General features: G+C 52.7%; 19 protein-coding genes. 10 read left to right on the forward strand and 9 right to left on the reverse strand.

Annotated features, from left to right (window positions below; genetic code table 11):
• Positions 1-1,518, reverse strand: a complete 1,518-nt coding sequence (gene caiT / locus RYZ59_RS09275; protein ID WP_318047569.1) for an L-carnitine/gamma-butyrobetaine antiporter — start codon at positions 1,516-1,518, stop codon at positions 1-3.
• Between the two features lie 480 nt (positions 1,519-1,998).
• On the opposite strand from caiT, the gene RYZ59_RS09280 reads away from it, so the two are divergent.
• The 9 genes from RYZ59_RS09280 to folA all read left to right on the forward strand — a co-directional run bounded on the left by RYZ59_RS09280 (position 1,999) and on the right by folA (position 10,328).
• Positions 1,999-2,769 carry an electron transfer flavoprotein FixA gene (locus RYZ59_RS09280; RefSeq protein WP_318047568.1) on the forward strand — a complete coding sequence of 257 codons (771 nt, stop codon included), beginning with the start codon at positions 1,999-2,001 and terminating at the stop codon, positions 2,767-2,769.
• 15 nt (positions 2,770-2,784) lie between these two features.
• On the forward strand, positions 2,785-3,726 hold the full coding sequence (locus RYZ59_RS09285) for an electron transfer flavoprotein subunit alpha/FixB family protein (RefSeq protein ID WP_318047566.1): 942 nt from the start codon (positions 2,785-2,787) through the stop codon (positions 3,724-3,726).
• A 50-nt stretch (positions 3,727-3,776) separates the two neighbouring features.
• A complete protein-coding gene (locus tag RYZ59_RS09290; protein ID WP_202039533.1) occupies positions 3,777-5,063 on the forward strand; it encodes an FAD-dependent oxidoreductase in 1,287 nt (428 codons plus the stop codon).
• Positions 5,060-5,347 (forward strand): ferredoxin-like protein FixX, encoded by a 288-nt coding sequence (gene fixX / locus RYZ59_RS09295; RefSeq protein WP_318047564.1) that lies wholly within the window; start codon positions 5,060-5,062, stop codon positions 5,345-5,347. Before RYZ59_RS09290 ends, fixX begins: the two co-directional genes overlap by 4 nt.
• A 145-nt stretch (positions 5,348-5,492) precedes the next feature.
• Positions 5,493-6,836 (forward strand): MFS transporter, encoded by a 1,344-nt coding sequence (locus RYZ59_RS09300; RefSeq protein ID WP_318047562.1) that lies wholly within the window; start codon positions 5,493-5,495, stop codon positions 6,834-6,836.
• A gap of 90 nt (positions 6,837-6,926) precedes the next feature.
• Positions 6,927-7,160: a YgdI/YgdR family lipoprotein gene (locus RYZ59_RS09305; RefSeq protein ID WP_040230165.1), complete on the forward strand. Its 234-nt coding sequence runs from the start codon at positions 6,927-6,929 to the stop codon at positions 7,158-7,160.
• 104 nt (positions 7,161-7,264) lie between these two features.
• Positions 7,265-7,795, forward strand: coding sequence for a glutathione-regulated potassium-efflux system oxidoreductase KefF (gene kefF / locus RYZ59_RS09310; RefSeq protein ID WP_048212726.1), 531 nt, complete (start codon positions 7,265-7,267; stop codon positions 7,793-7,795).
• Positions 7,788-9,650 (forward strand): glutathione-regulated potassium-efflux system protein KefC, encoded by a 1,863-nt coding sequence (gene kefC / locus RYZ59_RS09315; RefSeq protein ID WP_318047558.1) that lies wholly within the window; start codon positions 7,788-7,790, stop codon positions 9,648-9,650. The genes kefF and kefC overlap by 8 nt, the downstream gene beginning before the upstream one ends.
• Before the next feature lie 198 nt (positions 9,651-9,848).
• Positions 9,849-10,328 (forward strand): type 3 dihydrofolate reductase, encoded by a 480-nt coding sequence (folA, locus tag RYZ59_RS09320; protein WP_003018873.1) that lies wholly within the window; start codon positions 9,849-9,851, stop codon positions 10,326-10,328.
• A 67-nt stretch (positions 10,329-10,395) separates the two neighbouring features.
• Here the strand turns inward: folA and apaH are convergent, their stop codons facing one another.
• Genes apaH through lptD form a run of 6 tightly spaced genes read right to left on the reverse strand, consistent with a single transcriptional unit; the run spans position 10,396 to position 17,141 of the window.
• Positions 10,396-11,244: a bis(5'-nucleosyl)-tetraphosphatase (symmetrical) ApaH gene (gene apaH / locus RYZ59_RS09325; RefSeq protein WP_137383753.1), complete on the reverse strand. Its 849-nt coding sequence runs from the start codon at positions 11,242-11,244 to the stop codon at positions 10,396-10,398.
• Positions 11,245-11,254: 10 nt separating this feature from the next.
• Positions 11,255-11,632, reverse strand: coding sequence for a Co2+/Mg2+ efflux protein ApaG (gene apaG, locus RYZ59_RS09330; RefSeq protein ID WP_003018867.1), 378 nt, complete (start codon positions 11,630-11,632; stop codon positions 11,255-11,257).
• Between the two features lie 2 nt (positions 11,633-11,634).
• Positions 11,635-12,456 carry a 16S rRNA (adenine(1518)-N(6)/adenine(1519)-N(6))-dimethyltransferase RsmA gene (gene rsmA, locus RYZ59_RS09335; RefSeq protein ID WP_048212723.1) on the reverse strand — a complete coding sequence of 274 codons (822 nt, stop codon included), beginning with the start codon at positions 12,454-12,456 and terminating at the stop codon, positions 11,635-11,637.
• Complete coding sequence (gene pdxA / locus RYZ59_RS09340) at positions 12,449-13,441, reverse strand: 4-hydroxythreonine-4-phosphate dehydrogenase PdxA (protein WP_318047556.1); 993 nt, start codon at positions 13,439-13,441, stop codon at positions 12,449-12,451. Before pdxA ends, rsmA begins: the two co-directional genes overlap by 8 nt.
• The gene (gene surA, locus RYZ59_RS09345) at positions 13,441-14,727 is read right to left on the reverse strand and encodes a peptidylprolyl isomerase SurA (protein ID WP_318047554.1); all 1,287 of its coding nucleotides are present in this window, start codon (positions 14,725-14,727) and stop codon (positions 13,441-13,443) included. Before surA ends, pdxA begins: the two co-directional genes overlap by 1 nt.
• Positions 14,728-14,780: 53 nt before the next feature.
• Positions 14,781-17,141: an LPS assembly protein LptD gene (lptD, locus tag RYZ59_RS09350; protein ID WP_318047552.1), complete on the reverse strand. Its 2,361-nt coding sequence runs from the start codon at positions 17,139-17,141 to the stop codon at positions 14,781-14,783.
• Positions 17,142-17,591: 450 nt separating this feature from the next.
• Here lptD and djlA point away from each other — a divergent pair, with 450 nt between their 5' ends.
• On the forward strand, positions 17,592-18,407 hold the full coding sequence (gene djlA / locus RYZ59_RS09355; protein WP_202039525.1) for a co-chaperone DjlA: 816 nt from the start codon (positions 17,592-17,594) through the stop codon (positions 18,405-18,407).
• Between the two features lie 84 nt (positions 18,408-18,491).
• Here the strand turns inward: djlA and rluA are convergent, their stop codons facing one another.
• Both rluA and rapA read right to left on the reverse strand, forming a co-directional pair.
• A complete protein-coding gene (gene rluA / locus RYZ59_RS09360) occupies positions 18,492-19,151 on the reverse strand; it encodes a bifunctional tRNA pseudouridine(32) synthase/23S rRNA pseudouridine(746) synthase RluA (RefSeq protein WP_137383748.1) in 660 nt (219 codons plus the stop codon).
• A gap of 11 nt (positions 19,152-19,162) precedes the next feature.
• Complete coding sequence (gene rapA / locus RYZ59_RS09365; RefSeq protein ID WP_318047549.1) at positions 19,163-22,069, reverse strand: RNA polymerase-associated protein RapA; 2,907 nt, start codon at positions 22,067-22,069, stop codon at positions 19,163-19,165.
• Positions 22,070-22,153 lie beyond the last annotated feature (84 nt).

The raw sequence follows: 22,153 nt of genomic DNA on the forward strand, positions 1-22,153 counted from the left end.
TTACTTGTCTTTCCAGTGCACTTTGGCGTCTTTTATAAAGGACAGCGTCACCATGATGTTGACGAAGAACAGCGGACATCCCCCGGCGATAATTGCGGTCTGAATGGGCTTCAACCCACCCAGCGCCAGCAGAACGATGCCGATGACGCCGACCAGGACGGACCACCCGATACGGATCAGCAGCGGAGGTTCTTCACCGTCGCGAACTTCGCGACAGGTCGACATCGCCAGGGTATAGGAACAGGCGTTAATCAGAGTGACAGTGGCAATGAAGCAGAGGATAAAGAATCCCCACATCGTGGCGGTGCTAAACGGTAAGGCGGCCCAGGTTTCGATAATGGCGCGTGCCACACCGTGTTGTTCAATCAACTGCGGGATATTGAGGATGTTTTTATCCATCAGCAACAGCGTGTTACTGCCAAGGACAGTCCACAGGATCCAGGTCGACGCGGTCAGGCCCAGCACCATCCCGAAGCACAGTTCACGTACGGTACGACCACGAGAAATACGTGCCAGGAAGATACTCATCTGGATGGCGTAAATGACCCACCATGCCCAGTAGAAGACGGTCCAGCCCTGCGGGAAGCCGCCTTTGCCGATAGCATCGGTATAGAACAACATGCGCGGTAAATACATCAGCAGCATGCCGACGGAGTCGGTGAAGTAGTTCATGATGAAGCTGGCACCGCTGACGATGAACACCCAACCGAGCATCAGGAAACTCAGGTAGCTGCGCACATCACTGGCGATCTTGACCCCTTTTTGCAGGCCACAGGCTACGCAAATAGCGTTCAGGATGATCCAGCAGGTAATGATGATGGCGTCTAATTGCAGCGTATGCGGAATGCCGAACAGGTACTGCATACACTCGGTTACCAGCGGTGTCGCCAGACCGAGACTGGTACCCATCGCAAAGATCAGCGCCACCAGATAGAAGTTATCGACGATCGTTCCGAACAAGCCCTTTGCATGTTTTTCGCCAACTAGCGGCACCAGTGTAGAGCTGGGGCGGATGACGTCCATTTTGCGCACAAAGAAGAAGTAGGCGAAGGCAACGGAGAGGAAGCTATAGGTTGCCCACGGCAGCGGTCCCCAGTGGAACAGGCTGTATGCCAGGCCTATCTCTTTCGCTCCTGTTGAGTTCGGGGCGAGAGCAAAGGGGGGCGTAGAGATATAGTAGTAGATCTCTATCGAGCCCCAGAACAGTACGGCAGCGGATGTACAGGAGGCGAACATCATGAAAATCCAACTGGCGGTGCTAAATTCTGGTTTTTCGTCGCCTAATTTCTTTTTGGCGTACGGACCAAAAACCAGCCAGAACCAGCCGAAGAGCATGATGACCATATACCATTCAAATGCCCAACCCCAGACATTGGTGACATAACTAAATACTGCATTAATAACCACATTAGCGGCATCGAGATCTCTCACTGTTAGCCAGCAAAGTATCCCGACAATTATTAATGGCGGAAAGAAAACCTTAGGTTCAATTCCCGACTTTCTCTTTTCATTTTTCATAATTGAATTCCAGTGTGAAAACGAAATTTATTTAGCGTTCCCGTTTGTAATCTTTGTTTATTTATTATTAATGATTTGTTGATAACTGTTTAACCTCTGGGGCGCCTCAATGAGTAACTCATAATGGGTATTCGTAACGGGTGGTTCTGTTATGTGCGTCACACTTTTTTATGCTGGTAATTTTGGCTTAAAAATCAACTTTACATCTTTATATTCAATGGGTTGATGTTGGTTTTTTAACTTTTTTAAGTGTTTGTCTTTCAATATTGTTGAACCAGCAAACAATATTGAAAATTTTCCTGTTTGACATGTTTTGTTCAATATTGGTGAGGCATGTAACACTATTGAAAGTTACGAATTTCAATGTGTGACATTTTCAATATTGGTGATTAATGTTTTATTTCCGAATTAAAGAGCGTGATATTTGTATTTAACACCGCCGATATAAATAACGTTTCCTTCATGATTTCTGGAGATGCAATGAAGATAATTACTTGCTACAAATGCGTACCTGATGAACAGGATATTGCAATTAATAATGCTGACGGAACACTCGATTTCAGCAAAGCGGATGGCAAAATCAGCCAATATGATCTGAATGCAATTGAAGCTGCGTGTCAGTTAAAACAGCAACAAGGTGAGGCACAGGTCGTCGCCATGAGCGTGGGTGGGAAAGCACTGACCAATGCCAAAGGGCGTAAAGATGTGCTCTCCCGTGGTCCTGATGAACTGATTGTGGTGATTGACGAGCAGTTTGAACAGGCGCTGCCACAACATACCGCAAGCGCGCTGGCCGCTGCCGCACAAAAATCAGGCTTTGATCTGCTTATCTGTGGTGATGGTTCTTCCGATTTGTACGCACAGCAGGTTGGTCTGCTGGTGGGCGAAGCGCTGAATATCCCGGCGATTAACGGTGTGAGTAAAATCCTCTCTCTTACCGACAGCACGTTGACGGTAGAACGTGAACTGGAAGATGAAGTCGAAACCCTAAGCATACCGCTGCCAGCGGTGATTGCGGTCTCAACTGACATCAACACCCCTCAAATCCCTTCCATGAAAGCCATTCTCGGTGCGGCGAAAAAGCCGGTTCAGGTCTGGTCGCCAGCGGACATTGGGTTTACTGGCGCACAGGCGTATTCCGTACAACAGGTTGCCGCACCGAAACAACGCGAGCGTCAACGCGTTGTGATTGAAGGTGACGGTGAAGAACAGATTGCCGCGTTTGTCGAGAATCTTCGCAAAATCATTTAATTATCAGGGGATGTTATGAACAAGTTTTCCAGTGTCTGGGTATTCAGCGATACCCCTTCTCGTCTGCCGGAACTGATGAGTGGTGCGCAGGCTTTAGGTGAAAAAGTTAACACATTCGTACTGAGTGACGCTGATAGCGCGATGGCATTCCAACTGGGTGCGGATCATGCCTGGTTGCTCAGCGGTAAGCCAGAAGATCGCATGATGGAGGATTACGCCGGGGTAATGGCTGAGGCGATTCGTCAGCACAGCGAAGGGGGGGCGGTACTGCTGCCGAATACGCGTCGTGGCAAGCTGTTAGCGGCAAAACTGGGTTTTCGTTTATCAGCGGCAGTTTCCAACGATGCCAGTGCAGTGACATTGCAGGACGGAAAAGCCGCGGTCAAACATATGGTCTACGGTGGCCTGGCAATGGGAGCGGAAACCATCGCGTCACCGTTTGCCGTACTGACGCTTAGTAGCGGAACGTTTGACGCCCAACAGCCAGACACCTCCCGCAGCGGAGAGATGCACACGGTGCAATGGCAGGCTCCGACCATTGCCGTGACGCGTACGGCAACTCAGGCGCGTCAGAGCAACAGCGTTGATCTTGATAAAGCCCGTCTGGTGGTTAGCGTGGGACGTGGTATTGGCAGCAAAGAGAATATCTCTCTGGCTGAAGCGCTGTGCCAGACGATTGGCGCTGAGCTGGCCTGTTCCCGTCCGGTGGCAGAAAACGAGAAGTGGATGGAGCACGAACGCTACGTCGGCATCTCCAACCTGATGTTGAAGCCTGAACTGTATCTGGCAGTGGGGATCTCCGGGCAGATCCAACATATGGTTGGCGCCAACGGCGCGCAAACAATCTTCGCTATCAACAAAGACAAAAATGCACCGATCTTCCAGCACGCGGATTTCGGCATCGTTGGTGATGCACTGAAGATCCTGCCTGCGCTGACGGCTGCCTTAGCGCGCTAAACCATATCGGGCAGGGTACGAGAGTACCCTGCTGCAGAGAGGAGTTTGTTATGTCCGAAGATATCTTTGATGCCATCATCGTGGGTGCAGGCCTGGCCGGTTCGGTTGCGGCGCTGGTGCTCGCTCGCGAAGGTGCACAAGTGTTGGTTATCGAGCGCGGAAATTCTGCTGGCGCGAAGAATGTCACCGGCGGGCGCATGTATGCGCATAGCCTGGAGCGCATTATCCCAGGTTTTGCAGAACAAGCCCCGATTGAACGTGTGATTACCCACGAAAAACTCGCCTTTATGACCGACAAAGGGGCGATGACCATCGATTACTGCAACGGTGAGGATGCAACATCGTCGCAGGTTTCTTATTCCGTATTACGCAGTAAGTTTGACGCCTGGCTGATGGAACAGGCCGAAGAAGCCGGCGCTCAGCTCATCACCGGTATTCGCGTGGATAACGTTGTGCAGCGCGAAGGCAAAGTCGTGGGCGTGGAAGCCGACGGCGATATTCTGGAAGCGAAAGTGGTGATCCTCGCCGACGGGGTGAATTCTCTGCTGGCTGAAAAGCTGGGTATGGCAAAGCGCGTTCAGGCATCGCATGTTGCCGTTGGCGTGAAAGAGCTGATCGAGTTGCCAAAGTCGGTGATTGAGGATCGCTTTCAGTTGCAGGGTAACGAAGGCGCCGCCTGTCTGTTTGCCGGGTCGCCAACCGATGGCCTGATGGGAGGCGGCTTCCTCTATACGAACGAAACAACGCTCTCTCTGGGGCTGGTCTGTGGTCTTCATCATCTGAAAGACGCGAAAAAATCGGTCCCGCAGATGCTGGAAGATTTCAAACAGCATCCGGCTGTAGCACCGCTGATTGCCGGTGGCAAGCTGGTGGAATACGCCGCACACGTCGTACCGGAAGCCGGAATGAATATGCAGCCAGAGCTGGTAGGCGATGGCGTCCTGATTGCCGGTGATGCTGCCGGGATGTGTATGAATCTTGGCTTCACCATCCGCGGTATGGATTTAGCGATATCGGCAGGTGAGGCGGCGGCGAAGACGGTGCTTTCTGCCATGACGCGTGACGACTTTAGCAAGCAGTCGCTCGGCGAATACCATCAGCACCTGGATGATGGCCCGATGCGCGACATGCGCATGTATCAAAAACTGCCTGCATTTCTTGATAACCCACGCATGTTTACCGCCTATCCTGAAATGGCGGTCAGTATCGCGCGCGACCTGTTCACCGTCGATGGTTCAGCCCCGGTACCCATGCGTAAAAAAATCCTGCGCCATGCGAAGAAAGTGGGCTTCATCAATCTGATGAAAGATGGCCTGAAAGGAGTGACCGTATTATGACATCTCCCGTCAATGTGGACGTCAAACTGGGCGTCAATAAATTCAATGTGGATGAAGAGAGCCCACATATCATTCTGAAAACGCAGCCGGATAAACAGGCGCTGGAGGTGCTGATTAAGGCCTGTCCGGTGGGGCTGTATAAAAAGCAGGATGATGGCAGCGTGCGTTTTGATTACGCCGGGTGCCTGGAGTGCGGAACGTGCCGCATTCTCGGACTTGATACGGCGCTGGAAAAATGGGAATACCCGCGCGGGACGTTTGGCGTGGAGTTCCGCTACGGCTAATCAGTACGAGGTTGTGCCCCGTAGGCCGGATAAGATGCGGTAGCATCGCCATCCGGCAATCATGTGGCGCCAATGCCGGATGGCGGCGTAAACGCCTTATCGGCCTACAGATGACGCTTTGCCCGTGTTGAAACAGGAAGTCGCTATGCAGCAGCCCAGAAACTTTGATGACATCAAATTTACCTCTATTCACCGCCGGATAATGCTGTGGGGAAGCGGTGGGCCATTTCTGGATGGGTATGTGCTGGTGATGATTGGCGTTGCGCTGGAGCAGCTCACGCCAGCGTTAAAACTGGATGCCGAGTGGATTGGTCTGCTGGGTGCCGGAACGCTGGCTGGGCTATTTGTTGGTACGTCACTGTTTGGTTACATTTCCGATAAGGTCGGGCGGCGCAAAATGTTCCTTATCGATATTATCGCCATTGGCGTGATATCGGTGGCGACGATGTTTGTGACCTCGCCCGTTGAATTGTTAGTGATGCGCGTATTAATTGGGGTGGTCATTGGCGCTGATTACCCGATTGCGACCTCGATGATTACCGAGTTTTCCAATACCCGTCAACGTGCGTTCTCCATCGGTTTTATTGCCGCGATGTGGTATGTCGGTGCCACCTGCGCCGATCTGGTCGGCTACTGGCTGTACGATGTTGAGGGCGGATGGCGTTGGATGCTCGGCAGCGCGGTGATCCCCTGCATTTTGATCCTGATTGGCCGTTTTGATCTTCCTGAATCGCCGCGCTGGCTGTTGCGCAAAGGCCGGGTGAAAGAGTGTGAAGCGATGATGATCAAACTGTTCGGCGAACCGGTGGTGTTCGACGAAGAAGCGCCACAGGAAACCCGTTTTCTTCAGTTGTTTAATCGTCGTCACTTTCCATTTGTCTCATTTGTCGCGGCCATCTGGACCTGCCAGGTGATCCCGATGTTTGCTATTTACACTTTTGGCCCGCAGATTGTTGGTTTGCTGGGCCTTGGTGTTGGGAAAAGCGCCGCGTTGGGTAATGTGGTGATCAGCCTGTGCTTCATGCTGGGCTGTATTCCACCGATGTTCTGGCTCAATAGCGCAGGTCGTCGACCGTTGTTGATTGGCAGCTTTATTATGATGACCCTGGCGTTGGCCGCTCTGGGGCTGATCCCGGATATGGGGGCCTGGCTGGTGGTGCTGGCCTTCGCTGTGTATGCGTTTTTCTCTGGAGGTCCAGGGAACCTGCAATGGCTGTATCCTAATGAACTGTTCCCTACCGATATTCGTGCGTCTGCCGTTGGTGTGATCATGTCGTTGAGCCGCATCGGAACCATTGTTTCAACCTGGGCGCTGCCGATCTTCATCACGAAATATGGGATTAACTCCGTGATGTTAATGGGGGCAGGGATTTCGTTGATTGGCCTGCTGGTTTCTATTGCCTTCGCGCCAGAAACGCGAGGATTGACGCTGGCGCAAACCAGTCAAATGACGATTCGTAGAAAATCGATGTCCAGAGCGAGCGGTTAAGAGTGTTCTGTATTTTCCCTACTACTCAGTCAGTTAGCCTATAGTTAACGGGTATATCACTGAAAATGACTGAAAAGCAGGGAGAACACCATGCAAAAACATATTCTGATCACCTCCATTTTTACCGCCGCAGCACTGTTTACCGTTGCCGGTTGCTCCTCAAACCAGGCGGTTAAAACCACCGACGGTAAAACGATCGTCACCGATGGCAAACCGCAAGTGGATGAAGATACGGGCCTGGTATCGTACAAAAATGCCCAGACGGGTAAGACGGAACAGATTAACCGCGATCAGGTTAAGGATATGAGTGAACTGGATAATTAGTTCAGTTTTCTCCATTTAGCCACTCAATAATATTGACTGTTAGCCTGCGGATTAACTGACTAAACTCACTGGTATTACAATAATGCAGTGATCGCAGGCTAATCATGATTCTCATCATTTATGCACATCCCTATCCGCAGCATTCGCATGCGAATAAGCGGATGCTTGAGCAGGTAAGGACACTGGAGGGAGTAGAGGTTCGTTCGCTCTACGAACTCTATCCCGATTTCAATATCGATATCGCCGCAGAACAGGACGCGCTGTCACGTGCGAGCCTGATTATCTGGCAACATCCTATGCAATGGTACAGCACACCTCCGTTACTCAAACTGTGGATGGATAAGGTCCTCTCCCACGGCTGGGCGTATGGTCACGGCGGTACCGCGCTGCATGGCAAACACCTGATGTGGGCAGTAACCACTGGCGGCGGTGAAAACCACTTTGATATCGGTTCCCACCCCGGTTTTGACGTGCTTTCCCAGCCTTTACAGGCCACGGCGTTGTATTGCGGACTCAAATGGCTGCCACCGTTTGCTATGCACTGTACGTTCATCTGTGATGATGAAACGCTACAGGCGCAGGCGCGCCACTATAAACAACGTCTGATGGAATGGCAGGAGGAACACCATGGATAGTCATACGCTGATACAGGCGCTGATTTATCTCGGTTCGGCGGCACTGATTGTGCCCATCGCCGTGCGGCTGGGTTTAGGGTCGGTGTTGGGCTATCTCATCGCCGGGTGCATTATCGGTCCGTGGGGCTTGAGGCTGGTGACGGACGCCGAATCTATCCTGCATTTTGCGGAAATCGGTGTGGTGCTGATGCTGTTTGTTATTGGTCTGGAGCTGGATCCACAGCGTCTGTGGAAGCTGCGGGCCTCGGTGTTTGGCGGCGGTGCATTGCAGATGGTGGTCTGTGGCGGGCTGATTGGCCTGTTCTGTATGTTCCTTGGGCTGCGCTGGCAGGTGGCGGAGCTGATCGGTATGACGCTGGCGCTTTCATCCACCGCGATTGCGATGCAGGCAATGAATGAACGTAACCTGATGGTTTCGCAAATGGGGCGTAGCGCGTTTGCCGTGCTGTTGTTCCAGGATATCGCGGCCATTCCGCTGGTGGCGATGATCCCATTGCTGGCAGCGAGCGGTGCATCGACAACGCTGGGGGCATTTGCGCTGTCGGCGCTTAAAGTGGCGGGGGCGCTGACGCTGGTGGTGCTGTTAGGGCGTTATGTCACGCGTCCGGCATTGCGTTTTGTCGCCCGCTCGGGCCTGCGAGAAGTGTTCAGCGCCGTCGCGCTGTTCCTCGTTTTCGGCTTTGGTTTGCTGCTGGAAGAGGTCGGGTTATCAATGGCGATGGGCGCGTTTCTGGCGGGCGTTCTGTTGGCGAGCTCTGAGTACCGTCATGCGTTGGAAAGCGATATTGAGCCGTTTAAGGGCCTGCTGTTAGGACTGTTTTTCATCGGCGTGGGCATGTCTATCGATTTCGGTACGCTAATTGATAACCCCTTGCGTATTATTGTTCTGTTGGTCGGTTTCCTGGTAATTAAAACTGTGATGCTGTGGCTTATTGCCCGGCCATTACAGGTGCCGGGTAAGCAGCGTCGCTGGTTTGCCGTATTATTAGGGCAGGGCAGTGAATTTGCTTTTGTGGTATTTGGCGCGGCGCAAATGGCGAACGTGCTCGATCCCGAATGGGCGAAAGCGCTGACGCTGGCGGTGGCATTGTCGATGGCGGCGACACCGATTTTACTGGTTGTCCTGACGCGTCTGGAAAAATCCGCTACCGGTGAAGAACGTGAAGCAGATGAAATTGATGAAGAACAACCGCGGGTAATCATCGCAGGATTTGGACGCTTCGGCCAGATAACCGGTCGTCTGCTGCTGTCGAGTGGCGTCAAGATGGTGGTCCTTGATCACGATCCGGATCATGTTGAGACGTTGCGCAAATTTGGTATGAAGGTTTTCTATGGCGATGCGACGCGTATGGATCTGCTGGAGTCTGCGGGAGCAGCCAAAGCGGAAGTGATCATTAATGCCATCGACGATCCCCAAACCAGCCTGCAACTGACCGAGATGGTGAAAGATCACTTCCCGCATTTGCACATTATTGCCCGTGCGCGCGATGTGGATCACTACATCCGTCTGCGCCAGGCCGGGGTGGAAATGCCGGAACGTGAAACTTTTGAAGGAGCATTAAAAACCGGGCGACTGGCGTTGGAAAGTCTCGGGCTTGGGCGCTATGAAGCGCGTGAGCGAGCCGACGTCTTCCGGCGCTTCAATATATTGATGGTTGAGGAGATGGTGAAAGGCGAAGATGACGCGATTTCGCGTGCGGCTGTTTATAAGCGTACCAGCGCAATGCTGAGTGAAATTATTGCCGAAGATCGTCAACATTTATCGTTAATTCAACGCCATGGCTGGCAAGGCACGGATGAAGGTAAACATACGGGCGACACCGCCGATGAGCCGGAAGTAAAACCGTCAGCATAAGGTAAAAAGTGTGATGTTCTGCAAACTTTACTGCTAGTTGGCTGTTTTTGAACGACTGTAATGCTGGGAGTCCACTCAGAATTCACGGACTCGCCAGCAGAACAGAAAATTTTCCTGCACATCTTCCTTTGGCTAGTCGACGAAAGATTGCGCTTTCCGTATAGTGGCGACAATTTTTTTGTATCCGGGAAATAATCAATGATCAGTCTGATTGCGGCGTTAGCGGTAGATCGCGTCATCGGTATGGAGAACGCCATGCCGTGGAACCTACCTGCCGATCTCGCCTGGTTTAAACGTAATACCTTAAACAAACCGGTTGTCATGGGGCGCCATACCTGGGAATCCATCGGGCGACCGCTGCCTGGGCGTAAAAATATCGTCATCAGCAGCAAACCCGGCACCGACGATCGCGTGCAGTGGGTGAAGTCTGTTGATGAGGCGATTGCAGCCTGTGGCGATGAACCTGAAATCATGGTGATTGGCGGCGGGCGCGTGTATGAGCAGTTCCTGCCAAAAGCACAGAAACTGTATCTGACGCATATTGATGCGGAAGTTGAAGGGGATACGCATTTCCCGGACTACGAACCGGATGACTGGGAATCGGTGTTCAGTGAATTCCACGATGCCGACGCGCAAAACTCCCACAGCTACTGCTTCGAGATTCTGGAGCGTCGTTAATTTGGATGCCTGATGGCTCATTCGTAGGCCGGATAAGGTGCGAGCACCGCATCCGGCAGACGACTTATCAGGCGTTGACCGCCTCGCCGGGGTCCAGATTCAAATGGCGATTTGATGGCTGTACAAAGTACTGTTTGTCTTCCCAGCGCAGACAGGTGAGATCTCCCCCCCAACAGCAACCCGTATCCAGCGCGTAAATACCTTCCGGCGTGCCTTTGCCCTCCAGCGATGCCCAGTGCCCGAATGCAATACTGTAGGCTTCACTGACCGGTCCAGGAATGGCAAACCACGGCTTCAGCGGGGCTGGCGCATCTTCTGGCGACTCTTTACTGTACATATCCAACTGACCATTGGGGAAGCAGTAACGCATGCGGGTAAACGCGTTAGTAATAAAGCGCAAACGGGCCAGCCCCGTCAGCTCCGGCGTCCAGTTGTTCGGCATGTCACCGTACATCGCATCAAGGAAAAACGGATAAGAGTCACTCGACAGCACGGCTTCTACGTCCCGTGCGCAGTCTTTCGCGGTCTGCAAATCCCATTGAGGGGTAATGCCAGCGTGCGCCATGACCAGTTTTTTCTCTTCGTCTACCTGCAACAGCGGCTGACGACGAAGCCAGTTGATTAATTCGTCAGCATCCGGCGCTTCGAGCAACGATGTGACTCTGTCTTTGGGTTTATTACGGCTGATGCCGGCAAACACGGCCAGCAGGTGTAAATCGTGATTACCCAATACCAGGCGCACGCTGTCGCCCAGCGATTTCACATAGCGCAGGACGTCCAGCGATCCTGGCCCACGCGCGACCAAATCGCCGGTGAGCCATAAGGTGTCTTTTCCAGGGGTAAAGTCTACTTGATGCAGCAATGCTGCCAGTTCATCGTAGCAACCATGAACGTCGCCAATCAGGTATGTTGCCATAGAAATTGTTTTAATGAATGAGTGTTGGAACGGCAAGTCGGAATACGGGAATATCGATAGTAAAGGCGATGCCCTGCTCATCGATCATTTCGTAATGACCCTGCATGGTGCCCAGCGGCGTTTCAATAACGGCGCCGCTGGTGTACTGGTACTCTTCGCCAGGTTCGATGTGAGGCTGAACGCCAACCACACCTTCACCCTGAACTTCGGTTTCGCGCCCATGACCATTGGTTATCAACCAATAACGCCCCAACAGCTGCACTGGCGCTCGCCCCAAATTGCGGATAGTCACGGTATAAGCAAAAACGTAACGTTCATCATCAGGTGAGGATTGCGCCTCAATGTAGACGCTTTGTACCTGAATACACACTCGGGGCGAATTGATCATGCTTAACTCTCCTTCGAAGGCGCGTTTTCTGACAGATAGTTAGCCATCCGGCAGTATTGCGCGACAGAGATATTTTCCGCTCGCATTGCCGGGTCAATGCCCAACTCTGTCAGCACTTCAACGCTGAACAGATTACCGAGGCTATTACGTACCGTTTTACGGCGCTGATTAAACGCTTCGGTGGTAATGCGGCTCAGGACGCGAACATCTTTAACCGGGTACGGCATCGTCGCGTGAGGGACCAGGCGTACAACGGCGGAATCTACTTTCGGTGCTGGTGTGAAAGCCGACGGTGGAACTTCGAGCACCGGGATCACATTGCAGTAATATTGCGCCATGACGCTTAATCGACCATACGCTTTACTGTTTGGCCCTGCAACCAGACGATTGACCACCTCTTTTTGCAACATGAAATGCATGTCGGCAATGGCATCAGTATAGGTAAAAAGATGGAACATCAGCGGTGTGGAGATGTTGTACGGCAGGTTGCCAAATACGCGCAGCGGCTGACCCATCGTTTGTGATAGCTCACCGAAGTTCATGGTCATGGCATCTTGCTGATAAATAGTCAGCTTTGGCCCTAAAAACGGGTGTGTTTGCAGACGCGCAGCCAGATCGCGGTCCAGTTCGATGACCGTGAGCTTGTCCAGACGTTCGCCTACTGGCTCGGTCAATGCAGCAAGGCCCGGGCCGATTTCGACCATTGCCTGACCCTTTTGCGGGTTGATAGCAGAGACAATACTTTCGATCACAAACTGATCGTTGAGGAAGTTTTGCCCGAAACGTTTACGGGCTAAATGGCCCTGATGGACTCGATTATTCATTGGTATTAACAATCATTTTGATGGCGAGGTTAAGCGCCGTAATAAAACTGCCGACATCTGCTTGCCCACGACCCGCCAGTTCAAGTGCGGTGCCGTGATCAACGGATGTGCGAATAAAGGGCAGGCCCAGCGTGATATTCACTCCGCGACCAAATCCCTGGTATTTTAGCACGGGGAGGCCCTGATCGTGGTACATTGCCAGCACGGCATCCGCGTGGTCGAGATATTTGGGCTGAAACAGCGTATCTGCAGGCAGTGGACCGTTTAATTTCATCCCCTGCGCACGCAGTTCATCCAGTACCGGGATGATGGTGTCTATCTCTTCCGTCCCCATATGACCGCCTTCTCCCGCATGCGGGTTCAAGCCGCAAACCAGAATATGCGGATCGTTCAGGCCAAATTTGGTGCGTAAATCATGATGCAGAATGCCGATCACTTCCCGCAATAATGCCGGGGTAATGGCGTCAGCAACGGCTTTAAGCGGCAGATGTGTGGTCGCCAGAGCAACACGCAATTCTTCCGTCGCCAGCATCATCACGACTTTCTTCGCCTGTGAGCGGTCTTCAAAAAACTCAGTATGCCCGGTAAACGGCACGCCAGCGTCATTGATCACGCCTTTGTGAACGGGGCCGGTTATCAGCGCGGCAAACTCGCCCTGTAGACAACCATCGCAGGCGCGAGCCAGCGTATCGACCACATATTGCCCATTCTCTACCGTCAGTTGACCCGCGACGACAGGCGCGCGCAGCGCAACCGGCAATAGCGTCAGCGTACCGGCTGATTGTGGTTGGGCTGGGATATCTGGAGAGTAGGGTAGGAGCGAAAGCGGTAAACCGAGCATGGCTGCCCGGTTACGGAGTAGCGTGGCATCAGCACAAACAACGAGTTCTACCGGCCACTCGCGCTGTGCAAGCTGGACCACAAGGTCCGGACCAATCCCGGCAGGTTCGCCGGGAGTGATCACAACACGTTGAGTTCGAGTCATTAGTTGCTCAGAATTTTAACGTACGCACTGGCGCGCTGTTCCTGCATCCAGGTCGCTGCTTCTTCCGAGAATTTACGGTTCATCAGCATACGGTAAGCTTTGTCTTTCTGCGCCGCGTCAGTTTTATCAACGTTACGCGTATCCAGCAGCTCGATCAGATGCCAGCCGAAGGAAGAGTGCACCGGCGTGCTCATCTGACCCTTGTTCAGGCGGGTCAGCGCATCGCGGAAAGCAGGATCGAAAATATCGGCTGCAGCCCAACCCAGGTCACCGCCCTGGTTTGCTGAACCCGGATCCTGAGAGAACTCTTTTGCTGCTGCTGCAAAGGTCGTTTTACCGCTCTTAATATCAGCTGCAATTTGTTCCAGTTTCAGGCGAGCCTGTTGATCGGTCATGATCGGCGACGGTTTCAGCAGAATATGGCGGGCATGAACTTCAGTCACGGAGACGCTCTGGCTCTGGCCACGCATGTCGTTGACTTTCAGAATATGGAAGCCGACACCTGAACGAATTGGGCCAATGATATCGCCTTTTTTCGCGGTGCTTAACGCCTGAGCAAAGATACCGGGCAGTTCCTGAATACGTCCCCAGCCCATCTGGCCGCCTTTCAGCGCCTGCTGGTCAGCAGAATAGGTGATGGCCAGCTTGCCAAAATCGCTACCGCTACGCGCTTCATCAACCACAGAACGCGCCTGGCTTTCCGCCTGGTTAACCTGATCTGACGTTGGGTTTTCCGGTAATGGAATCAAAATGTGGCTCAGGTTCAGCTCAGTGCTGGCATCATTTTGGTTGCCAACTTGCTGCGCCAGGGCATCAACTTCCTGTGGCAGGATGGTGACACGACGGCGAACTTCATTATTACGCACTTCAGAGATGGTCATCTCTTTACGGATCTGGTTGCGATAGGTCGAATAACTCAGACCATCCTGAGCCAGACGGCTGCGCATTTGATCCAGCGTCATATTGTTCTGCTTGGCAATGTTGGCGATAGCCTGATCCAACTGCTCATCAGAGATTTTTACGCCCATCTTCTGACCCATCTGCAGAACGATTTGATCCATGATCAAACGTTCCAGGATCTGATGACGCAGCGTGGCATCGTCCGGTAATTGCTGACCTGCCTGACCCGCATTCAGTTTTACTGACTGCATTAAGCCATCGACGTCGCTTTCCAGAACGACGCCGTTATTGACGACGGCTGCGACTTTATCGACTACCTGTGGGGCAGCGAAACTGGTATTCGCGACCATGGCGATACCGAGAAGCAGCGTTTTCCAGTTCTTCATACTTTTTCCATTTCAATTAACCGCAATGCGGATTACGTTGTAAATCAATCAGATCATAAAGAGCTTTGATACGGCAAAATGTTCGAACGCAGCATCTGGTTGGTGCCAAGGCCATAGTTAGAGCTCAGGCCACGCAGTTCGATATTAAAGCCGATCGAGTTGTCATATACCGCGTGTTTCTGGGTGTCATCCCAACCATTCAGCTTACGTTCGTAGCCGACGCGAATGGCATAACAGCAGGAGTTGTACTGCAAGCCCAGCATGGAATCCGCCACTTTGTTCACATTGGTATCGAAGTAGTAAGCTCCGACGATTGACCAACGCTCAGCGATCGGCACGCTCGCCACTGCACCCACCTGAGAAATCCCGTTTTTATACTGATCTGCCGTAGAGTAATACGACGGCAGTGTTGCCTGGATATATTCCGGGCTGGCATAGCGGTAGTTCAACTGCAGCATACGGTTTTCGTCGCGACGGTACTCGATGCTGCTGCTGCTGGTGGCGATACTGTCCAGACGTGTGTCGTATTGTATCCCACTGCGTAAACCCCAACGATCGGAGATGCGCCAGTAGGTATCGCCAGCCCATACCAGTGAACCGGTTTTGTCGTCATTCTCCCATTTAATGTTGTCATCGCCAGTGCGAGACTCGGTGAAATAGTAGATTTGACCCACAGAAATATTAAAACGTTCAATGGCCGCGTCATCATAAACGCGAGATGTGACACCTGTCGTTACCTGGTTTGCGGAGGCAATACGGTCCAGGCCACCATAGGTGCGGTCACGGAACAGGCCGCTGTAGTCAGATTGCAGCAGGGAAGAGTCATAGTTATAGATATGACTTTGGTTGCGATACGGCACATATAAATACTGCGCACGCGGCTCCAGTGTCTGGGTATAGCCTGGCGCCAGCATTTCCATATCACGTTCGAAGACCAGCTTACCGTCAACTTTGAACTGCGGCATGACGCGGTTAGCGGAATCGTCGAGCTTATTTACGTTACTCGGATTGTTGTTATACCAGTCCAGATTGGTCTGCTGGTAATGCGTCGCCATCAGCTTCGCTTCAGTGTTGATACTTCCCCACTGATTGGATAGCGGCAGATTGATGGTCGGCTCAAGGTGAACACGCGTCGCTTCCGGCATGTCGTCATTGGTATTGACGAAATGCACCGCCTGTCCATAAATACGGGTATCAAATGGACCGACGTCATTCTGATAGAAGTTGACGTCTAACTGTGGCTGAGCGGAATAACTGCTGTTGTTCTGATCGTCAAAAACCTGGAACTGTTTGGTGGAGACTGTCGCATCAAAGTTTTGCACCGCATAGCCGACGCTGAATTTCTGTGTCGCATAACCGTCGGTACTGGAACCGTACTTATTGTCAAAATCATTAAAGTAGCTGGAGTCGCTGACTTTGGTATAGTCGACGTTGAAACGCCACACCTGGTCCATCACACCGGCGTGTTGCCAGTAAAACAGCCAGCGGCGTGAATTATCATCATTCGGATGTTCGTCGTCGTAGACCCGGTCGGAATTCAGGTAGTCGAGTTCCATCAGACCTGCGCCCGCCTGGGTCAGGTAACGGAATTCGTTCTCCCACATCACGCCGCCACGGCGATGCATATAATGCGGCGTAATGGTGGCGTCCATGTTGGGCGCGATATTCCAGTAATATGGCAGGTAGAACTCAAAATAGTTCTTGGTGGAGTATTTTGCGTTCGGGATCAAGAAACCGGAACGGCGCTTATCGCCTACAGGTAGCTGCAAATAGGGGCTGTAAAACACCGGAACCGGGCCCAGTTTAAAACGGGCGTTCCAGATTTCAGCGACCTGTTCTTCACGGTCATGGATCACTTCACTACCGACGACGCTCCAGGTATTGGAACCCGGAAGACAGGAGGTAAAACTGCCGTTTTCCAGAATGGTGTAGCGATTCTCTCCGCGCTGTTTCATCAGGTCCGCTTTCCCGCGCCCCTGGCGTCCCACCATCTGATAGTCACCTTCCCAGACGTTGGTGTCTTTCGTATTCAGGTTTGCCCAGCCCTTTGGTCCCTTCAGAATGACCTGGTTGTCATCATAATGGACGTTGCCCAGCGCATCGACGGTACGAACGGGAGCGGGTTGACCTTCGGCCTGTTTTTGATGAAGCTGCACTTCATCGGCTTGTAGGCGGCTGTTACCCTGTGCAATATCCACGTTGCCGGTAAACACGGCGTCATCAGGGTAGTTCCCTTTCGCGTGATCGGCATTGATGGTGACAGGTAACTCATTGGTATCGCCCTGCACCAGAGGACGGTTATAGCTTGGCACGCCCAACATGCACTGTGAGGCGAGATCGGCTGCCAGACCCTGTTGACTATAGAGGGCGGTGGCAATCATGGTGGCCAGAAGAGTGGGAATACGTTTTTTCATACGTTGTATTTATTGTTCCATCATCAGTAGCGTCGCGCGTGACAAACGGTCACAGCCTAACTTATCTCATCTTCACTTCGCTAGTATTAATCCTGCCCATTTTATACCCGTCACCTTTCAAGCTGCATATTCGTTGTCTTCCTCGTTTTCCCCAGTTACCTGCACTGTAAAGCGCCAGGGGATGCCATGAGGGCCATCTTGATCCCTTTTTGGAGGCTGTCTGAGGTTGTGCAAATTCGTGCCAGACGAATTTGTCCCTGCGTAGCCGCCTTGTCGTAACTCGAAATCCAACGGGTATGGCGTTTGTGGTGTTAGGCACGGCATTGAATGACAGGTATGATAATGCAAATTATAGGCTATGTCCCACAATTGACCGCAGCCGTAAAACGGTAAAAGCACCTTATATTGTGGGACATAGCCTGGCCAAGAGCATAAAGATTTGGGGAATGTATGCAGTATTGGGGAAAGATTATTGGTGTGGCCGTGGCCTTAATGATGGGCGGCGGCTTCTGGGGTGTGGTGTTAGGCCTGTTAGTTGGCCATATGTTCGACAAAGCCCGCATGCGCAAAATGGCATGGTTCGCCAACCAACGAGAGCGTCAGGCGCTGTTTTTTGCCACCACTTTTGAGGTGATGGGGCATCTGACTAAATCCAAGGGACGTGTTACTGAGGCGGATATTCATATCGCCAGCCAGTTGATGGACCGCATGAATTTGCACGGTGACTCGCGAACGGCTGCACAACACGCTTTCCGGGTAGGAAAATCGGATAATTACCCATTACGTGAAAAGATGCGTCAGTTTCGTAGCGTCTGTTTTGGCCGATTCGATCTGATCCGCATGTTTCTGGAAATTCAAATTCAGGCCGCGTTTGCCGATGGGTCGTTGCATCCTAACGAGCGTGAAGTGCTGTACGTCATCGCTGAAGAACTGGGCATTTCGCGTACCCAGTTTGATCAGTTCCTGCGCATGATGCAGGGTGGGGCGCAGTTTGGCGGCGGATATCAACAGCAATCTGCGGGCGGCGGCTGGCAGCAGGCGCAACGCGGACCCACGCTGGAAGATGCCTGTAACGTGTTGGGGGTAAAAGCAACAGATGATGCGACCACCATTAAGCGCGCCTATCGTAAGCTGATGAGCGAGCATCACCCTGACAAGCTGGTCGCAAAAGGCCTGCCGCCAGAAATGATGGAAATGGCGAAGCAAAAAGCGCAGGAAATTCAAAAAGCTTACGAGCTAATTAAAGAACAGAAAGGCTTTAAATAATCGTTATGCCGCGCCTTATCCGGCCTACGTTGATAACTGTAGGCCGGGCAAGCGAAGCTCCCCCGGCATAAATGGGAACTGAATTTAAAAATCCGCCGGGACTTTAAACGTCATACTGTTGCCGTATTCGGGATGAGTGATGGTTAACATCTCTGCATGCAGCAGCAGTCTCGGTGCCATTGCCAGCGCCTCCGGTGGCGCATAGAAGCGGTCACCCAGAATCGGATGTCCTAACGCCAGCATATGCACGCGTAACTGATGGGAACGTCCAGTAATGGGTTTGAGCACGACCCGGGCGGTATTATCCGCGGCAAACTCCACAACTTCGTATTCTGTTTGCGCGGATTTTCCGGTTTCATAACACACCTTTTGCTTTGGCCGGTTGGGCCAGTCACAAATCAGTGGTAAATCAACCAGCCCCTCGGCAGGTGCGGGATGTCCCCACACCCGCGCCACGTACTGCTTCTTCGGCTCACGCTCGCGAAACTGGCGTTTGAGTTCGCGCTCTGCTGCTTTGGTCAGCGCTACTACAATCACGCCGCTGGTGGCCATATCCAGACGATGTACGGATTCAGCCTGCGGATAGTCGCGCTGAATACGTGTCATCACGCTGTCTTTATGCTCATCCAGGCGACCCGGTACGGACAACAAGCCGCTTGGCTTGTTGACCACCATAATGTGCTCATCCTGGTACAGGATAACCAACCAGGGTTCCTGCGGCGGATTGTAGTTTTCCATCCCCATTTTCAGCTCCGTTACTGATGTGTCACGACGATCAGGCGTAGCGCATCCAGTCGCCAGCCAGCCTGATCGAGGCTTTCCATCACCTGCTGACGGTTGCTTTCTATGGCTGCAAGCTCGTCATCACGGATGTTCGGGTTCACGGCTCGTAGCGCTTCGAGACGCGACAGTTCCGCGGTCAGTTTCTCATCTGCTTCTTTACGTGCTGCATCGATCAGCGCACGGGCCGATTTTTCTACTTGCGCTTCACCGAGTTGCAGAATGGCATGAACATCCTGCTGCACGGCATTGACCAGTTTGCTGCCGGTGTGGCGGTTAACGGCGCTGAGCTGACGGTTAAAGGTTTCGAATTCAACCTGGGCGGCAAGATTATTGCCGTTTTTATCCAGCAGCATGCGTACCGGCGTTGGCGGCAGGAAGCGGTTTAACTGCAGCTGTTTTGGCGCTTGCGCTTCAACAACGTAGACCAGTTCAACCAGCAGAGTACCGACCGGTAATGCTTTGTTTTTCAGCAACGAAATGGTGCTGCTACCGGTATCGCCGGAGAGGATCAGATCCAGACCATTACGGATCAGCGGGTGCTCCCAGGTAATAAACTGCGCGTCTTCACGCGACAGAGCGACATCACGCTCAAACGTAATGGTGCAGCCATCTTCCGGCAGTCCTGGGAAATCAGGCACCAGCATGTGATCGGAAGGTGTCAGCACGATCAAATTGTCGCCACGGTCATCCTGATTAATACCAACGATATCAAACAGGTTCATCGCGAAGGCGATCAGGCTAGTATCGTCGTCTTGTTCTTCAATACTTTCAGCCAACGCCAGTGCTTTTTCGCCGCCGTTAGAGTGGATCTCCAGCAGGCGATCGCGACCTTGCTCCAGCTGTGCTTTCAGCGCGTCATGCTGTTCGCGGCAGGTTTTGATCAAATCGTCAAAGCCATCGGTGTTTTCTGGCTCCGCCAGGTAGCCGATCAGATTGTTATAGACCGTGTCATAGATGGTACGGCCGGTCGGGCAGGTGTGCTCGAACGCATCCAGACCTTCGTGGTACCAGCGCACCAGCACGGATTGCGCGGTTTTTTCCAGATACGGAACGTGAATCTGAATATCATGCGCCTGACCAATACGGTCCAGACGGCCGATACGTTGTTCCAGCAGGTCCGGGTTAAACGGCAGGTCAAACATCACCAGATTGCTGGCGAACTGGAAGTTACGCCCTTCGGAGCCGATTTCAGAACACAGCATTACCTGCGCACCGCTATCTTCTTCGCTAAACCAGGCGGCGGCACGGTCACGCTCAATGATCGACATCCCTTCATGGAACACGGCGGCGCGGATACCTTCGCGTTCGCGCAGCACTTGCTCAAGTTGCAACGCGGTGGTGGCTTTCGCGCAGATCACCAGCACTTTCTGTGAGCGGTGGCTGGTCAGGTAACCCATCAGCCATTCCACGCGCGGGTCAAAGTTCCACCAGGTACCGGTATCGCCTTCAAATTCCTGATAAATCTGTTCCGGGTAGAGCATATCGCGTGCGCGATCTTCCGCACTCTTACGTGCGCCCATAATGCCCGAGACTTTGATGGCTGTCTGGTATTGGGTTGGCAGCGGCAGCTTGATGGTATGCAGTTCGCGTTTCGGGAAGCCTTTCACACCGTTACGGGTGTTACGGAACAATACGCGGCTGGTGCCGTGTCTGTCCATCAGCATCGAAACCAGCTCCTGACGCGCGCTCTGGGCGTCGTCACTGTCGCTGTTCGCTGCCTGTAATAGCGGCTCAATATCCTGTTCGCCAATCATGTCGCCAAGCATGTTTAGCTCATCGTTACTCAGCTTGTTGCCAGCCAGCAGCATGGCAACCGCATCGGCAACCGGGCGATAATTTTTTTGTTCTTCAACGAACTGGGCAAAATCGTGGAAGCGGCTTGGGTCCAGCAGGCGCAAACGCGCAAAGTGACTTTCCATGCCGAGTTGTTCCGGCGTTGCGGTCAGCAGCAGGATACCCGGCACGCGCTCTGCCAGCTGTTCAATGGCCATATACTCGCGGCTGGGCGCATCTTCGCTCCATACCAGGTGATGGGCTTCATCGACAATCAGCAGGTCCCATTCGGCATCACACAGATGCTCCAGACGTTGTTTACTGCGACGGGCAAAGTCCAGAGAGCAGATAACCAGTTGCTCAGTTTCAAACGGGTTGTAGGCATCGTGCTGCGCTTCTGCATAGCGTTCGTCATCGAACAGCGCGAAACGCAGGTTGAAACGGCGCAGCATTTCGACCAGCCACTGGTGCTGTAGCGTCTCCGGGACGATGATCAGCACGCGTTCTGCAGCGCCGGAAAGTAGCTGTTGATGCAATATCATCCCGGCTTCAATGGTTTTACCTAACCCAACTTCATCAGCCAGCAGAACGCGAGGCGCATGGCGACGGCCGACATCGTGGGCGATGTTAAGCTGGTGTGGGATCAGGCTGGTGCGCTGACCGCGCAGACCACTCCACGGCATGCGGTACTGCTCGCTTTGAAATTTACGCGCACGATAGCGCAGTGCGAAGCGGTCCATACGGTCAATCTGGCCAGCAAACAGGCGATCCTGGGGTTTACTGAACACCAGCTTGCTGTCGAGCAGCACTTCACGCAACATGACGCCAGTTTCTTCGGTGTCGAGACGGGTTCCGATATAAGCAAGCAGGCCGTTTTCTTCTTTTACTTCATCGACATGCAGTTGCCAGCCTTCATGGCTTGTTATCGTATCGCCAGGATTGAACATCACGCGGGTCACGGGGGAATCACTGCGCGCATACAGACGGTTTTCGCCCGTCGATGAGAAAAGTAAAGTGACGGTTCGCGCATCCATGGCGACAACGGTACCAAGTCCCAATTCGCTTTCTGTATCGCTGATCCAGCGTTGACCAAGTGTAAAAGGCATATATGTTCGGCTCTATATCTTTAATTGCAGGCAATGCTCGTCATTTTTCGGGCTAGCCCGAGGTTTTGAGAGCATACGACCCCG

Source organism: Citrobacter sp. HN-141, from assembly GCF_033341895.1.
GTDB lineage: Bacteria > Pseudomonadota > Gammaproteobacteria > Enterobacterales > Enterobacteriaceae > Citrobacter.

What these genes read in the sequence shown, in the direction of transcription:
- caiT (WP_318047569.1), bottom strand. Translation starts at nt 1,518, where the DNA reads ATGAAAAATGAAAAGAGAAAGTCGGGAATTGAACCTAAGGTTTTCTTT.
- RYZ59_RS09280 (WP_318047568.1), top strand. Translation starts at nt 1,999, where the DNA reads ATGAAGATAATTACTTGCTACAAATGCGTACCTGATGAACAGGATATT.
- RYZ59_RS09285 (WP_318047566.1), top strand. Translation starts at nt 2,785, where the DNA reads ATGAACAAGTTTTCCAGTGTCTGGGTATTCAGCGATACCCCTTCTCGT.
- RYZ59_RS09290 (WP_202039533.1), top strand. Translation starts at nt 3,777, where the DNA reads ATGTCCGAAGATATCTTTGATGCCATCATCGTGGGTGCAGGCCTGGCC.
- fixX (WP_318047564.1), top strand. Translation starts at nt 5,060, where the DNA reads ATGACATCTCCCGTCAATGTGGACGTCAAACTGGGCGTCAATAAATTC.
- RYZ59_RS09300 (WP_318047562.1), top strand. Translation starts at nt 5,493, where the DNA reads ATGCAGCAGCCCAGAAACTTTGATGACATCAAATTTACCTCTATTCAC.
- RYZ59_RS09305 (WP_040230165.1), top strand. Translation starts at nt 6,927, where the DNA reads ATGCAAAAACATATTCTGATCACCTCCATTTTTACCGCCGCAGCACTG.
- kefF (WP_048212726.1), top strand. Translation starts at nt 7,265, where the DNA reads ATGATTCTCATCATTTATGCACATCCCTATCCGCAGCATTCGCATGCG.
- kefC (WP_318047558.1), top strand. Translation starts at nt 7,788, where the DNA reads ATGGATAGTCATACGCTGATACAGGCGCTGATTTATCTCGGTTCGGCG.
- folA (WP_003018873.1), top strand. Translation starts at nt 9,849, where the DNA reads ATGATCAGTCTGATTGCGGCGTTAGCGGTAGATCGCGTCATCGGTATG.
- apaH (WP_137383753.1), bottom strand. Translation starts at nt 11,244, where the DNA reads ATGGCAACATACCTGATTGGCGACGTTCATGGTTGCTACGATGAACTG.
- apaG (WP_003018867.1), bottom strand. Translation starts at nt 11,632, where the DNA reads ATGATCAATTCGCCCCGAGTGTGTATTCAGGTACAAAGCGTCTACATT.
- rsmA (WP_048212723.1), bottom strand. Translation starts at nt 12,456, where the DNA reads ATGAATAATCGAGTCCATCAGGGCCATTTAGCCCGTAAACGTTTCGGG.
- pdxA (WP_318047556.1), bottom strand. Translation starts at nt 13,441, where the DNA reads ATGACTCGAACTCAACGTGTTGTGATCACTCCCGGCGAACCTGCCGGG.
- surA (WP_318047554.1), bottom strand. Translation starts at nt 14,727, where the DNA reads ATGAAGAACTGGAAAACGCTGCTTCTCGGTATCGCCATGGTCGCGAAT.
- lptD (WP_318047552.1), bottom strand. Translation starts at nt 17,141, where the DNA reads ATGAAAAAACGTATTCCCACTCTTCTGGCCACCATGATTGCCACCGCC.
- djlA (WP_202039525.1), top strand. Translation starts at nt 17,592, where the DNA reads ATGCAGTATTGGGGAAAGATTATTGGTGTGGCCGTGGCCTTAATGATG.
- rluA (WP_137383748.1), bottom strand. Translation starts at nt 19,151, where the DNA reads ATGGGGATGGAAAACTACAATCCGCCGCAGGAACCCTGGTTGGTTATC.
- rapA (WP_318047549.1), bottom strand. Translation starts at nt 22,069, where the DNA reads ATGCCTTTTACACTTGGTCAACGCTGGATCAGCGATACAGAAAGCGAA.